This is a genomic window from Pseudomonas sp. Pse1 (genome assembly GCF_024519635.1).
Lineage (GTDB): Bacteria > Pseudomonadota > Gammaproteobacteria > Pseudomonadales > Pseudomonadaceae > Aquipseudomonas.
This window is the reverse complement of sequence record NZ_JALJRO010000010.1, coordinates 89,948-104,206: the sequence shown is the minus strand read 5'-3', so window position 1 is coordinate 104,206 and position 14,259 is coordinate 89,948. Positions and strand designations below refer to the sequence as shown.

8 protein-coding genes are annotated in these 14,259 nt (G+C 61.7%); 4 read left to right on the top strand and 4 right to left on the bottom strand.

The annotated features are described in order from the left end of the window. Positions 1–47: 47 nt before the first annotated feature. The 4 genes from ligA to NR126_RS16410 form a co-directional block, all read right to left on the bottom strand. Positions 48–2,405: an NAD-dependent DNA ligase LigA gene (gene ligA / locus NR126_RS16425; RefSeq protein WP_256830643.1), complete on the bottom strand. Its 2,358-nt coding sequence runs from the start codon at positions 2,403–2,405 to the stop codon at positions 48–50. A gap of 143 nt (positions 2,406–2,548) precedes the next feature. Further along, complete coding sequence (gene zipA, locus NR126_RS16420; RefSeq protein ID WP_027618018.1) at positions 2,549–3,403, bottom strand: cell division protein ZipA; 855 nt, start codon at positions 3,401–3,403, stop codon at positions 2,549–2,551. Between the two features lie 237 nt (positions 3,404–3,640). Next, complete coding sequence (smc, locus tag NR126_RS16415) at positions 3,641–7,129, bottom strand: chromosome segregation protein SMC (protein ID WP_256830641.1); 3,489 nt, start codon at positions 7,127–7,129, stop codon at positions 3,641–3,643. 2 nt (positions 7,130–7,131) lie between these two features. Continuing rightward, positions 7,132–7,791 (bottom strand): GntR family transcriptional regulator, encoded by a 660-nt coding sequence (locus NR126_RS16410; RefSeq protein ID WP_027618020.1) that lies wholly within the window; start codon positions 7,789–7,791, stop codon positions 7,132–7,134. A gap of 266 nt (positions 7,792–8,057) precedes the next feature. On the opposite strand from NR126_RS16410, the gene xdhA reads away from it, so the two are divergent. The 4 genes from xdhA to guaD all read left to right on the top strand — a co-directional run bounded on the left by xdhA (position 8,058) and on the right by guaD (position 14,211). Then, positions 8,058–9,512 (top strand): xanthine dehydrogenase small subunit, encoded by a 1,455-nt coding sequence (gene xdhA / locus NR126_RS16405; protein WP_256830640.1) that lies wholly within the window; start codon positions 8,058–8,060, stop codon positions 9,510–9,512. Then, the gene (gene xdhB, locus NR126_RS16400) at positions 9,505–11,904 is read left to right on the top strand and encodes a xanthine dehydrogenase molybdopterin binding subunit (protein WP_256830638.1); all 2,400 of its coding nucleotides are present in this window, start codon (positions 9,505–9,507) and stop codon (positions 11,902–11,904) included. Before xdhA ends, xdhB begins: the two co-directional genes overlap by 8 nt. Before the next feature lie 137 nt (positions 11,905–12,041). Then, positions 12,042–12,899 carry a xanthine dehydrogenase accessory protein XdhC gene (xdhC, locus tag NR126_RS16395; protein WP_027618023.1) on the top strand — a complete coding sequence of 286 codons (858 nt, stop codon included), beginning with the start codon at positions 12,042–12,044 and terminating at the stop codon, positions 12,897–12,899. 7 nt (positions 12,900–12,906) lie between these two features. Next, positions 12,907–14,211 (top strand): guanine deaminase, encoded by a 1,305-nt coding sequence (gene guaD, locus NR126_RS16390; RefSeq protein ID WP_027618024.1) that lies wholly within the window; start codon positions 12,907–12,909, stop codon positions 14,209–14,211. Positions 14,212–14,259: the final 48 nt, after the last annotated feature.

The window sequence follows — 14,259 nt, the reverse complement described above, 5'->3', positions numbered from 1 at the left end:
AGTCTAGATCCCCCGGCAGCGCCGAACGTTCCTTTTTTTCGCCGCAATCAGACGCTGATACCGTGCCCCGCGAGAAACGCGACAAATGCCTCTTCGTCCAGCACCTTGAGTCCCAGCTCATTGGCTTTGACCAGTTTCGAGCCAGCGCCCGGCCCCGCCACCACGCAATAAGTCTTCGCCGACACCGAACCCGCCACCTTGGCACCGAGGCTTTCCAGTTTGTCCTTGGCCACGTCGCGACTCATCAGCTCCAGCGACCCGGTGAGGACCCAGGTCTGCCCGGCCAGCGGCAAGCCTTCGACGACCTTTTTCTCGCTCTGCCAGTGCATGCCGAAGTCGCGCAGTTGCTGTTCGGCCTGCAAGGCTTGCTGGCGGTGTTCAGGGACTGCAAAGAACTCACGCACCGCATTGGCCTGTTTTTCCGGCAGCGCCTGGCGCATATCCAGCCAGTCGGCGTCGATCACGGCCTGCAAGCTGCCGAATTTGTCCGCCAGTTTTTGCGCGCCGCCAGGGCCAACCGAGGGAATGTGCAGCTTGTCGAGCAGGCCACCTAGAGTGGTACTGGCGGCAAACTCGGCACCCAGTTCGCCCTGATCCTGAATCTGCAGGCCGTGCTCCAACAGTTGCTTGATCACCTGCTGGTTATGCTCGTCGCTGAAAAAGCTGTGGATCTCGTAGGCCACTTCCAGGCCAACGTCCGGCAGATAGGTCAGCACCTGCGGCAATGCCTGCTGCACCCGCGCCAGCGAGCCGAGGGAGCGCGCCAACACCTTGGCGGTCTCCTCGCCGACATCGGGAATGCCCAGCGCATAAACAAAGCGCGCCAGTGTCGGTTGTTTACTGTCGGCAATCGCCGCCAGCAGATTCTTGCTCGACAGTTCGGCGAAGCCTTCGAGATCGACGATCTGCTCGAAGGTCAGTGCGTACAGATCGGCCGGCGAACTGACCAACCCCTCGTCGACCAGTTGCTCGACGCTCTTCTCCCCCAGGCCTTCGATGTCCATGGCCCGGCGCGATACGAAATGAATGATCGCCTGCTTCAACTGCGCGCCACAGGCCAGGCGCCCAACGCAACGGTAGACCGCACCCTCAGTCACGGTTTCCTTGCCCTTGCTGCGCTTGACCAGTTGCGTGCGTTCGACGTGGGAGCCACAGACCGGGCAGCTTTCGGGAATCTGCACCGCGCGTGCGTGCTCCGGACGCCGCTCGACGACCACCTGCACCACTTGCGGGATCACGTCGCCGGCGCGGCGGATAATCACGGTGTCGCCGATCATCAAGCCCAGGCGCGCCACTTCATCCATGTTGTGCAACGTCGCATTGGAGACGGTGACGCCCGCCACTTTCACCGGCTTGAGCCGTGCTACCGGCGTGACCGCCCCGGTACGACCGACCTGGAATTCCACATCGAGCAACTCGGTCAGTTCTTCCATGGCCGGGAATTTGTGGGCAATCGCCCAGCGAGGCTCACGCGCGCGGAAACCCAACTCACGCTGTGCGGCAATGCTGTTGACCTTGAACACTACGCCGTCGATCTCGTAGGGCAGCGCATTACGCCGCTCGCCGATATCGCGGTAGTAATCCAGGCACTCATCAATGCCCTTGGCCAGTTTCAGCTCGCGACTGACCGGCATGCCCCAGGCCTTGAGTTGCTGCAAGTTGCCGATGTGGGTGTCGGCAATGTCTTGCGAGACCTGACCAATGCCATAGCAGCAGAACTCCAGCGGACGGCTGGCGGTGATTTTTGAATCCAGCTGGCGCAGGCTGCCCGCCGCCGCATTGCGCGGGTTGGCAAAGGTCTTGCCACCGACTTCCAACTGCGTGGCGTTGAGGCGCTCGAAGCCGGCCTTGGACATATAGACTTCGCCGCGCACTTCGAGGGTTGCCGGCCAGCCGCTGCCCTGCAGCTTGAGCGGGATGTTGCGCACCGTGCGCACATTGACGCTGATGTCTTCGCCGGTGGTGCCATCGCCGCGCGTGGCGCCACGCACCAGCGCACCGTCCTGATACAACAGGCTGACCGCCAGGCCGTCGAGCTTCGGCTCGCAGCTATATTCCACCGAGGCGCCGCCGCCGAACAGGTCACCGACCGGCAAATCCAGGCCTTCGGTGACGCGTCGATCGAACTCACGCATGTCGACTTCTTCGAAGGCGTTGCCCAGGCTGAGCATCGGCACTTCGTGACGCACCTGGGTGAACGCGCTCAGCGCCGCGCTGCCGACGCGCTGGGTTGGCGAATCGGCCGTGATCAGCTCCGGATTGGCCGCTTCCAGCGCCTTGAGCTCATGAAACAGGCGATCGTACTCGGCATCCGGAATGCTCGGCTCATCCAGCACGTGGTAGCGGTAGTTGTGCTGATCGAGCTCAGCGCGCAGGGCCAGGATGCGTTTTTCGGCGGCGTTCATCGGTGTTCTCTCATAATGCAAAAGAGCAGCCGAGGCTGCTCAATTTGTAGATGCGGTGCAGATTCATTGTCGGCGTTGGCGACTTCAAAGACGCCATCGCCGGCAAGCCGGCTCCTACAAGGATCATTCACAACGGGGCAATATCAGCGCTTCTGGGTCAGGGCGCGACGTTCGAACTCGACGATGCGCTGACGGTAATGCTCGATGGTTTGCGCGGTCAGTACGCTGCGCTGATCATCCTTGAGCTCGCCGTTCAGTTCCTGGGACAGCTTGCGCGCCGCTGCCACCATCACGTCGAAGGCCTGCTTCGGATGACGCGGGCCCGGCAAGCCGAGGAAGAAGCTCACCGCCGGGGTGCTGAAGTGATCGATGTCGTCCAGGTCGAAAACACCCGGCTTGACCGCGTTGGCCATGGAGAACAACACTTCGCCGTTGCCGGCCATGCTTTCGTGGCGATGGAAGATATCCATCTCGCCGAAGCGCAGGCCGCTTTCGAGAATGTTCTGCAGCAGCGCCGGACCTTTGAAGCCGGCGGCATCACGGCAGATCACGCTGATCACCAGCACTTCTTCCGCTTGCGGCTGCTCCTTGTCGGAGGCGCTGCTGGAAACTTTGCCTTCGTCCGGGAAATCATCGTCACGGCTGCTGAAGCTCGGGCCGCCATCCAGATCCAGGTTGAGGTTCAAGTCACCCTGCGCCGGCTCGCTGTGACCGCGCTTGCCACGCTTGGAACCCGATTCACGAGGCTCGCGGGCCGGCATGCTCACCGACGGCAGATCATGCTCGTCCAGTTGCGGTTCTTTGTGGGTATCCAGCACGCGCGGTGGGCCCAGCACTTCGGCGCCGCTGTCTTCGTCGGGCAGGTTGGACAGGTTGCGGTCCAGGCGAAACTTGAGCTTGCCCTTGCCGCCGCGCATGCGCCGCCAGCCATCAAAAAGAATACCGGCAATGACAATAATGCCGATGACGATCAGCCACTCGCGCAGACCGATTTCCATGTAATCCCGTGCCTCTATGAAAAATGCTGAAAAATAAGGGGTTTACAACCTGTAAACCGCTTTAAAACGTGGAGCCAACTCTATGTTCTGACAGGCTTTTGCCCACGTACACGAAAAATTGATCTTAAACTAGCACGACCAAAGGTAACTTTACAGCGCTGCGCGGCGACAAGTTTCAAGGGCCAGGCCGCAACTTGTCCTACTTGCCTCTCGCCCCTTGCAACCTGCTGTGTGCCGTCAGGCGTCCACCATCGCCATCGCCTCCTCGACATCCACCGCCACCAGGCGCGAACAGCCCGGTTCATGCATGGTTACGCCCATCAATTGGTCAGCCATTTCCATGGCAATCTTGTTGTGGGTGATATAGATGAATTGCACGGTTTGCGACATTTCCTTGACCAGTTTGGCGTAGCGTCCGACGTTGGCGTCATCCAGCGGGGCATCAACTTCATCGAGCATGCAGAACGGCGCCGGATTGAGTTTGAAGATGGCAAAGACCAAGGCCAAAGCCGTCAGGGCTTTTTCGCCGCCGGAGAGCAAATGGATGGTGCTGTTCTTCTTCCCGGGTGGACGCGCCATGATTGTCACCCCTGTATCGAGTAGATCTTCGCCCGTCAGTTCCAAATAAGCGCTGCCACCACCGAAAACTTTTGGGAAAAGAGCCTGTAAACCGCCATTGATCTGATCAAAGGTATCCTTGAAGCGGTTGCGGGTTTCCTTATCGATCTTGCGAATGACGTTTTCCAGGGTTTCCAGCGCTTCCACCAGATCCGCGTCCTGGGCATCCAGATAGCGCTTGCGCTCGGACTGCTGCTGATACTCGTCGATGGCCGCCAGGTTGATCGCGCCCAGGCGCTGTATACGCGCGGCAATCCGCTCGAGTTCTTCCTCGGCGTCTTTCTCGTTGGCCTCGGCCACCAGGGTCGCCAGCACGCCGTGCAAGTCGTAGCCGTCTTCGAGCAGTTGATCCTGCAGCGTCTTGCGCCGCACGCTCAGCGCCTGCCATTCCATGCGCTGCTGTTCCAGCTGACCACGTATCAATTGCGATTGCTGCTCGGCCTGGGTCCGGCGCTTCTCCGCTTCGCGCAGCTCGCGATCGGCGTCTTCGAGGGCGATCTGCGCAGTGCGCAACTCTTCGTCGACGCTCATGCGTTTTTCCAGCAGCTCTTCCAGGCGCAGGCGCATCTCTTCCAGCGGCGCCTCGCCCTCCTCCAGATTGAGGCTCAGTTGTTCGCGCTTCTCCGTCAGGCGCTCGGACTGCAACTCCAGGCGCTCCAGGGCCTGGCGCGTGGAATCGTGCTGGGCCTTGAGCGAGCCCAGGCGCACCGCCAGTTGATGGGCGTGATCCTTGTGCTGACGGGCTTCCTGGCGCACCCGATCGAGGCGTTCACGCAAGCTGTCGCGCTGGGCCATGAGCAGTTCGCGCTGCTCGGTGTCCAGGGCCATGCTGTCGAGGGCTTCCTGCAATTGCAGGCGCGCCTCGCCGATCTGTTCGTGCTCCAGCTCGCGCTGCTCGGCCAACTCCGCCAACTCTTCATCGAGACGACGGCGGCGCAGGGTCAACTGCTCGGCCTTGGCTTTGCCGGCGGAGAGCTGGGCTTTCAATTCGCCTTGCTGGCGCGCTTCGTCCTGAAGCAGGCGGCGCAAGTGTTCGCGGCCGTTTTCCTGCTGACGCTGCTGGGCGCGCAGGTTCTGCAAGGTGCTTTCAAGAGTCTCGACCGTGGCTTCGCGTTCTTCGCGCTCAAGCCCCAGTCGCTGAATTTCCTGACCTCGGGCCAATACACCGCTTTCGGCTTCACTGGCGCGCCGCACCCGCAGAAAGTGCCGGCCGATCCAGTAGCCGTCGCGGCTGATCAGACTCTCGCCGGCCGCCAGGCGGGTGCGCAGCGCCAACGCCTGCTCGAGGCTGTCGACTGGCTTGACCTGGCCCAGCCAGGGCGACAGGTCGATGGACGCCTCGACCTTGTCCAACAGACTGCCGGCAACGCGCACGCCGTCGCTGGCCGGACTGAGCAGACGCAGATCGCCCTGGGCAAACCCGGACAGGTCATAACCGCCGACATCGTCTACCAGCACCGCCTGCAAATCGGCCCCGAGCACGGTTTCCACCGCCAGTTCCCAGCCGGCCTCGACCTTGAGGCCTTCGGCCAGTCGCGGACGTTCGGCCAACTGTTGCTCGCGCAACCACTCGGCGGTACCGGTGCCCGGATCCAGCGCGGCTTGCTGCAAGGCTTCGAGCGAAGCCAGGCGACCATTCAGGCGCTGCAGATCGCCCTGGGCCTGTTGCTGGTTGTGCAAGGCGGTTTGCAGTTCCTGGCGCAATTGTTCAAGGCGCTCGACCTGGGACTCTTCGCTGGCTTGCAGGTCTTCCAGGGTCGCTTCGCTGGCGGCGAGCTGCTCGCTGAGTTCGAGCATCGCCGCGTCTTCCGGATTCGCCGCCAACTGGTCACGCTCTTCAGCCAACCGGCGCTGACGCTCGGCCAGGCGTTCGACGCTGGTTTCCAGTTGCTGGATGCGCGACTGCTGCACTTCCGCCTGGCGCCGAGGCTCCGCAGAGGTCAGGTTGAAACTGTCCCACTGTTCCTGCCAGCCATGCATGGTGGTTTCGGATTCTTCCAGCGCGGCGGCAGCTTCCTCGGCGGCGGCGCTGGTGAGTTCCTGCTCAGGGGTGAGCATGTCCAGCTCTTCGCCGAGGGTCAGCAGCAGCGTGCGGTCGTGGCCCAGGTGCGACTCGGTTTCCAGGCGCGCGCGCTCGGCTTCCTTGAGATCGTCCTGCAATTGACGCAAACGCTGCTGACCGTGCTGGATGCTCTGCTCGACCCGGGCGATGTCGCCGCCGACCGAATAGAAGCGTCCCTGCACCAGATTGAAGCGCTCGGAGAGGTCGTGGTGGCCGTCTCGCAACCTTTCGATGCTCGCGTCGGCATTGCGCTGCTCGGCCACCAGGGCTTCGAAACTGATTTCCTGATTGCCAATGATCGCTTCACGCTGGCCGACCTGCTCGTTCAGGGCCTGCCAGCGCAACGCCGAGAGTTGGGCCTTGAGCTGACGCTCCTCGGCTTTGTATTCCTGATACTTCTTGGCGGCCTCGGCCTGGCGGTGCAAACGCTCGAGCTGACGCGTCAGTTCTTCGCGCAGGTCGGTCAGTCGCTCAAGGTTTTCGTGGGTGCGACGGATCCGGTTTTCCGTCTCGCGCCGGCGCTCCTTGTACTTGGAGATCCCTGCCGCTTCCTCGATGAAGTTGCGCAGGTCTTCGGGCTTGGACTCGATCAACTTGGAGATCATCCCCTGTTCGATGATCGAGTAACTGCGCGGCCCCAGGCCCGTGCCGAGGAAAATGTCGGTGATGTCACGGCGCCGGCACTTGGTACCGTTGAGGTAATAGGTGGTCTGGCTGTCACGGGTGACTTTGCGGCGAATCGAAATCTCCGCATAGGCTGCGTATTCACCGAGCAAGGTGCCGTCGGAGTTATCGAACACCAGTTCGATACTGGCCTGGCTCACCGGCTTGCGGCTGGTGGAGCCGTTGAAGATGACGTCAGTCATCGACTCGCCACGGAGGTTCTTCGCCGAACTCTCGCCCATCACCCAGCGCACGGCGTCGATGATGTTCGACTTGCCGCAACCGTTGGGACCGACCACTGCCGCCATGTTACTGGGGAAGTTCACCGTGGTCGGGTCGACGAAGGACTTGAACCCCGCCAGCTTGATGCATTTGAGCCGCATGCTCAGGCAGCCGGCAAGGCAGACAGCACCAAGTCGCAACTGCGCTGGGCGTAGGCCGAGAGCACAAGGCGGATCTGTGGCAGGTCACGGGCCAGCACCGCCGCGAGCAGGCGGTCGAACAGTTCGAGGTACTCGCTCATTTCCGCCTTGCGCTGGTCCAAAGCCAGGAAGTAGGCACGGCTCATGGCCGGCTGCAGGTTCTCGACGGTTTCCTGCAGGTACGGATTATCGGCGAACGGGTACGCCGCGCGCATCACGTTGAAGCTGTCGTCGACGAAGGTGCGGATATCCTGGCGCTCGTAGCTGGCGTTCAGGCGCTCCTGGATCTGCAGGAACGGCGCCATGTCGGCCTGGACCTTCCAGCCATTGGCCACCGCATTGCCGAGCAGGATGTACAGCTCGCTCATCAGCGTGCACAGGCTCTGCACCTTGTGCGCCGTAAGCTCGGTGACATGCGCGCCGCGTCGCGGCAGGATTGCGATCAGGTGGCGCCGTTCAAGGATCAGCAAGGCTTCACGGACCGAACCGCGGCTGACGTTGAGCGCCAGCGTGACCTTCTGTTCCTGGATGCGCTCTCCTGGCTTCATTTCGCCGCGAATGATGCGCTCGGCGAGGTGTTGAGCAATTTGCTCGGCGAGGCTATCCGGCGCCTTGAACGTCATGGTTTTCCTTCAAACTCTTCGAACTGTACAAGCGGCGCAGTGTAGCGCACTTGGACACAGATAACGCAGGACCCGGGCCGGGTAAATTGGCACGATTCAAGCAAAAAGCGAGTCATGTCCAAAGGGTCAATAATGAAAGCAACGACAGTTTATCGACAAATTGCAATTTCCTGACCTTTAAGTCAGAAAATCATTGACCGTAAAGTCAGACCTGATAGATTCAGGCACAACGGTTAACAACAATAAATACGTCTGCGAGGCCTTCCGTGATCCAGTTTTTACTTAACCAGGAACTCCGTAGCGAGCACGCCCTGGACCCGAACCTGACCGTGCTGAATTATCTGCGCGACCATTTGGGCAAGCCCGGCACCAAAGAAGGCTGTGCCAGCGGTGACTGCGGTGCGTGCACGGTGGTGGTCGGCGAGTTGCAGGCCGACGACCAGGGTCGCGAACACATTCGCTATCGCAGCCTCAACTCATGCCTGACCTTTGTCTCGTCGCTTCACGGCAAACAGCTGATCAGCGTCGAAGACCTCAAGCACCAAGGTCAATTACACAGCGTGCAGCAGGCGATGGTCGAGTGCCACGGCTCGCAGTGTGGTTTCTGCACCCCGGGCTTCGTCATGTCGCTGTTCGCCCTGCAGAAAAACAGCGATCAGCCGGATCGCCACAAAGCCCACGAAGCCCTGGCCGGCAATCTCTGCCGCTGCACCGGCTACCGGCCGATTCTCGAAGCTGCGCAGCAGGCCTGCTGTGGCAAACAGCCCGATCAGTTCGATGCCCGCGAGGCCGAGACCATCGCCCGGCTGAAGGCCATCGCCCCGAGTACCACCGGTGAGCTGAACAGCGGCGACAAGCGCTGCCTGGTGCCGCTGACCGTCGCCGATCTCGCCGACCTTTACGACGCTTACCCGCAAGCCCGTCTGCTGGCCGGCGGTACCGACCTGGCGCTGGAAGTCACGCAATTCCATCGCACGCTGCCAGTGATGATCTATGTCGGCAACGTCGCCGAAATGAAGCGCATCGAACGCTTCGACGACCGCCTGGAAATCGGTGCGGCCACTGCCCTCTCCGACTGTTATGAAGCACTCAAGGCCGAGTACCCGGACTTCGGTGAACTGCTGCAACGCTTCGCCTCGCTCCAGATCCGCAACCAGGGCACCCTCGGCGGCAACATTGGCAATGCTTCGCCTATTGGTGATTCGCCACCGCTGCTGATCGCCCTCGGCGCGCAAATCGTCCTGTGCAAGGGCGAAACCCGCCGTACGCTGGCACTGGAAGACTACTTCATCGATTACCGGGTCACGGCGCGCCAGGAAAGCGAATTCATCGAGAAGATCATCGTGCCACGGGCCAGCGCGGAAAAACTGTTCCGTGCCTACAAGGTCTCCAAGCGTCTGGACGATGACATTTCCGCCGTGTGCGCAGCGTTCAACATCCGCCTGGAAAACGGCGTGATTGCCGAAGCCCGCGTGGCATTCGGCGGCATGGCGGCGATCCCGAAACGGGCGGCTGCCTGCGAAGCGGTGTTGCTCGGCTCGCCGTTCAACCACGCCACTGTGGAACGCGCCTGTACCGCCCTGGCCGATGATTTCACGCCGCTCTCGGACTTCCGCGCGAGCAAGGAATACCGCCTGCTCAGCGCACAGAACCTGCTGCGCAAATACTTCATCGAACTGCAAACACCGCACATCGAGACTCGGGTGACCGCTTATGTCTAATCATCACGCCATCGAGAAGACCCAAGCCGAATTGGCTGAATTGTTCGCCAAGGACCTGACCACCGGTGTCGGCCGCAGCGTCAAGCACGACAGCGCCGCCAAACACGTGTCCGGCGAAGCCCAGTACATCGACGACCGCCTGGAATTCCCCAATCAGCTGCATGTCTATGCACGCCTGTCGGACCGCGCCCATGCCCGGATCATCAGCATCGACACCGCGCCCTGCTATGCCTTTGAGGGTGTGCGCATCGCCATCACCCACGAAGACGTGCCAGGCCTGAAAGACATCGGCCCGCTGCTGCCCGGCGATCCGCTGCTGGCCATCGACACCGTGCAGTTCGTCGGCCAGCCAGTGATCGCCGTCGCCGCCAAAGACCTGGAAACCGCACGCAAGGCGGCCATGGCCGCAGTCATCGAATACGAAGACCTGGAGCCGGTGCTGGATGTGGTCGACGCGCTGCGCAAGCGTCATTTCGTGCTCGACAGCCACACCCACCAGCGTGGCGATTCGGCTGGCGCACTTGCATCCGCTGAACATCGGATCCAGGGCACGCTGCACATCGGCGGCCAGGAACACTTCTATCTGGAAACCCAGATCTCTTCAGTAATGCCGACCGAAGATGGCGGCATGATCGTCTACTGCTCGACCCAGAACCCCACCGAAGTGCAGAAACTGGTGGCCGAAGTACTCGACGTTTCGATGAACAAGATCGTCGTCGACATGCGCCGCATGGGCGGTGGTTTCGGCGGCAAGGAAACCCAGGCCGCCAGCCCGGCGTGCCTGTGTGCGGTGATCGCGCACCTCACCGGCCAGCCGACCAAGATGCGCCTGCCACGAGTCGAAGACATGCTGATGACCGGCAAGCGTCACCCGTTCTACGTCGAGTACGACGTCGGCTTTGACAGCACCGGGCGCCTGCACGGCATCGCCCTCGACCTGGCCGGCAACTGTGGCTGCTCGCCTGACCTGTCGGCGTCGATCGTCGACCGGGCGATGTTCCACTCGGACAACTCCTACTACCTGGGCGATGCGACCATCAACGGTCACCGCTGCAAGACCAACACCGCCTCCAACACCGCCTACCGGGGTTTCGGTGGCCCGCAGGGGATGGTGGCGATCGAGGAAGTGATGGACGCGATTGCCCGCCACCTGGGACTCGACCCACTGACGGTGCGCAAGGCCAACTACTACGGCAAGACCGAGCGTAACGTCACTCACTACTACCAGACCGTCGAGCACAACATGCTCGAGGAAATGACCGCCGAACTGGAAGAAAGCAGCCAGTACGCCGAGCGCCGCGAAGCGATCCGTCGCTACAACGCCAACAGCCCAATCCTGAAAAAAGGTCTGGCGCTGACCCCGGTGAAATTCGGTATCTCCTTCACCGCCAGCTTCCTCAACCAGGCCGGCGCTCTGATCCACATCTACACCGACGGCAGCATCCACCTCAACCACGGTGGCACCGAGATGGGCCAGGGCTTGAACACCAAGGTCGCGCAGGTGGTGGCCGAGGTGTTCCAGGTGGAAATGGACCGCGTGCAGATCACCGCGACCAACACCGATAAGGTGCCGAACACCTCACCGACCGCCGCATCCAGCGGTGCTGACCTCAACGGCAAGGCCGCGCAGAACGCCGCCGAAACCATCAAGCAACGCCTGGTGGAATTTGCTGCGCGCCAGTACAAGGTCAGCGAAGAAGACGTCGAGTTCCACAATGGTCACGTGCGCGTTCGCGATCACATCCTGACGTTCGAGGCGCTGATTCAGCAGGCGTATTTCAACCAGGTGTCGCTGTCGAGCACCGGCTTCTACAAGACCCCGAAAATCTACTACGACCGCAGCCAGGCGCGGGGGCGTCCGTTCTACTACTTCGCCTTTGGCGCCGCTTGCTGCGAAGTGCTGATCGACACCCTGACCGGCGAGTACAAGATGCTGCGGACCGACATCCTGCATGACGTCGGCGCCTCGCTGAACCCGGCCATCGACATCGGCCAGGTGGAAGGCGGTTTCATCCAGGGAATGGGCTGGCTGACCATGGAAGAGCTGGTGTGGAACAACAAGGGCAAGCTGATGACCAACGGCCCGGCCAGCTACAAGATCCCGGCAGTGGCCGATATGCCCCTGGATTTGCGCGTGAAGCTGGTGGAAAACCGCAAGAACCCGGAAGACACGGTGTTCCACTCCAAGGCCGTGGGCGAGCCGCCGTTCATGCTCGGCATCGCCGCCTGGTGCGCGATCAAAGACGCCGTGGCCAGCCTGGGTGACTACAAACACCAACCGAAAATCGACGCCCCGGCGACCCCGGAGCGGGTGTTGTGGGGCTGTGAGCAGATGCGTCAGTTGAAGGTGGCGAAGGCTGTCGAGGCTGAAACCGAGTTGGCTCCGCTCTAGGATCGAGGCGCTGCCTTCGCGAGTAGGCTCGCTCCCACAGGGTTATGTGGTGATTTATGAATCAATACACATCCAATGTGGGAGCGAGCCTGCTCGCGAAGAGGCCGGGAAAGACAACAGAGATGTTGAGGTGAAACATGTACAACTGGATCGACGCCCTCGCCGACCTGCAGAACCAGGGTGAGCCCTGTGTGTTGGTGACGATCATCGAAGAACTTGGCTCGACGCCACGCAATGCCGGCTCGAAGATGGTCATCAGCGCCAATCAGGCCTACGACACCATCGGTGGCGGGCACCTGGAATACAAGGCCATGCACATCGCCCGGGAAATGCTCGCCAGCGGCAAACAGGAAACTCACCTGGAACGCTTCAGCCTCGGCGCCAGCCTCGGCCAGTGCTGCGGCGGCGCCACGGTATTGCTGTTCGAGCCCATGGGCCAGGTACAGGCGCAGATCGCCGTGTTCGGCGCCGGCCACGTCGGCCGCGCACTGGTGCCGCTGCTGGCCAGCCTGCCGTGCCGGGTGCGCTGGATCGACTCGCGGGAAGATGAATTCCCCGAACAGATCCCCCATGGCGTGCGCAAGATCGTCAGCGAAGAGCCGGTGGATGAAATCGACGACCTACCCGCCGGCAGCTATTGCATCGTCATGACCCACAATCATCAACTCGACCTCGAACTCACCGCCGCGATCCTCAAGCGCAATGACTTCGCCTACTTCGGCCTGATCGGCTCGAAGACCAAGCGCGTGAAGTTCGAACACCGCCTGCGTGATCGCGGCTTTGAAACCAGCGTCGTGCAACGCATGCGCTGCCCGATGGGGATTGGCGAGGTCAAGGGCAAGCTGCCAGTGGAAATCGCCATCTCCATCGCCGGCGAAATCATCGCCACCTACAACGCCAACTTCGGCCAGCAAAGCTCCAGCGCCGAACCGATTGCCAAACTGCTGCCCGCTTCACGCCGCAGCCAAACTGCAAACCTGAAAGCCTCGAATTGAGAATCCCATGCCTCAGACTCGCAAAGCCTACCGCGCCGCCATCCTGCACAGCATCGCCGACCCTGCCGTAGTCGGTATCGACGCCTCCTACGAGTATTTCGAGGACGGCCTGCTGGTCACGGAAAATGGCCGGATCAGTGCCATCGGCCACGCCAGCGAACTGCTCCCCAGCCTGGCGGCGGACGTTGAAGTGGTTCACCACAAAGATGCATTGATCACCCCGGGCTTCATCGACACCCACATCCACCTGCCGCAAACCGGCATGGTTGGCGCCTATGGCGAGCAATTGCTGGACTGGCTCAACACCTACACCTTCCCCTGCGAAAGCCAGTTCGCCGACAAGGCCCACGCCGAGGAAGTCGCCGGGATCTTTATCAAGGAACTGCTGCGCAACGGCACCACCACCGCGCTGGTGTTCGGCAGCGTGCACCCGCAGTCGGTGGATTCGTTCTTCGAGGAGGCGCAAAAGCTCGACCTGCGGATGATCGCCGGCAAGGTGATGATGGACCGCAACGCGCCGGACTACCTGACCGACACCGCCGAATCCAGCTACCTCGAGAGCAAGGCGCTGATCGAGCGCTGGCACGGCAAGGGCCGCCTGCATTACGCCGTGACCCCGCGCTTCGCGCCGACCAGCACGCCGGAACAACTGACCCTCGCCGGCCAGTTGCTGGGCGAATACCCCGACCTGTACATGCAGACCCACATCAGCGAGAACCTGCAGGAAATCCAGTGGGTCAAGGAACTGTTCCCGGAGCGCAAGGGCTACCTCGACGTCTACGATCACTACCAACTGCTGGGTGAGCGCTCGGTGTTTGCCCACGGTGTGCACCTGTGCGACGACGAATGCGCGCGCCTGGCGCAGACCGGCTCAGCCGTGGCCTTCTGCCCGACCTCGAACTTCTTCCTCGGCAGCGGCCTGTTCAACCTGCCGATGGCCGAGAAGCACAACCTCAACGTCGGCCTGGGCACCGACGTTGGCGCCGGCACCAGCTTCTCGCTGCTGCATACGCTGAACGAAGCCTACAAGGTCATGCAATTGCAAGGCGCGCGCCTGAGCCCGTTCAAATCGCTGTACCTGGCCACCCTCGGCGGCGCCCGCGCCCTGCGTCTCGAGGACAAGATCGGCACCCTGCAACCGGGCACCGACGCCGACTTCCTGGTACTCGACTACAACTCGACACCGCTGCTCAGCTACCGCTTGAAACAGGCCAACAACATTGCCGAAACGTTGTTCGTGCTGATGACTTTGGGCGATGACCGCACAGTGCTGCAGACCTATGCGGCGGGTAATCTGGTGCATCAGCGCTAGGTTTCCACAGGCATAAAAAATCCCCCAGCGCTTTGCAGCCTGAGGGAT

Coding starts and splice junctions, on each gene's coding strand:
- ligA (WP_256830643.1), bottom strand. CDS start 2,405: ATGAACGCCGCCGAAAAACGCATCCTGGCCCTGCGCGCTGAGCTCGAT.
- zipA (WP_027618018.1), bottom strand. CDS start 3,403: ATGGAAATCGGTCTGCGCGAGTGGCTGATCGTCATCGGCATTATTGTC.
- smc (WP_256830641.1), bottom strand. CDS start 7,129: ATGCGGCTCAAATGCATCAAGCTGGCGGGGTTCAAGTCCTTCGTCGAC.
- NR126_RS16410 (WP_027618020.1), bottom strand. CDS start 7,791: ATGACGTTCAAGGCGCCGGATAGCCTCGCCGAGCAAATTGCTCAACAC.
- xdhB (WP_256830638.1), top strand. CDS start 9,505: ATGTCTAATCATCACGCCATCGAGAAGACCCAAGCCGAATTGGCTGAA.
- xdhC (WP_027618023.1), top strand. CDS start 12,042: ATGTACAACTGGATCGACGCCCTCGCCGACCTGCAGAACCAGGGTGAG.
- guaD (WP_027618024.1), top strand. CDS start 12,907: ATGCCTCAGACTCGCAAAGCCTACCGCGCCGCCATCCTGCACAGCATC.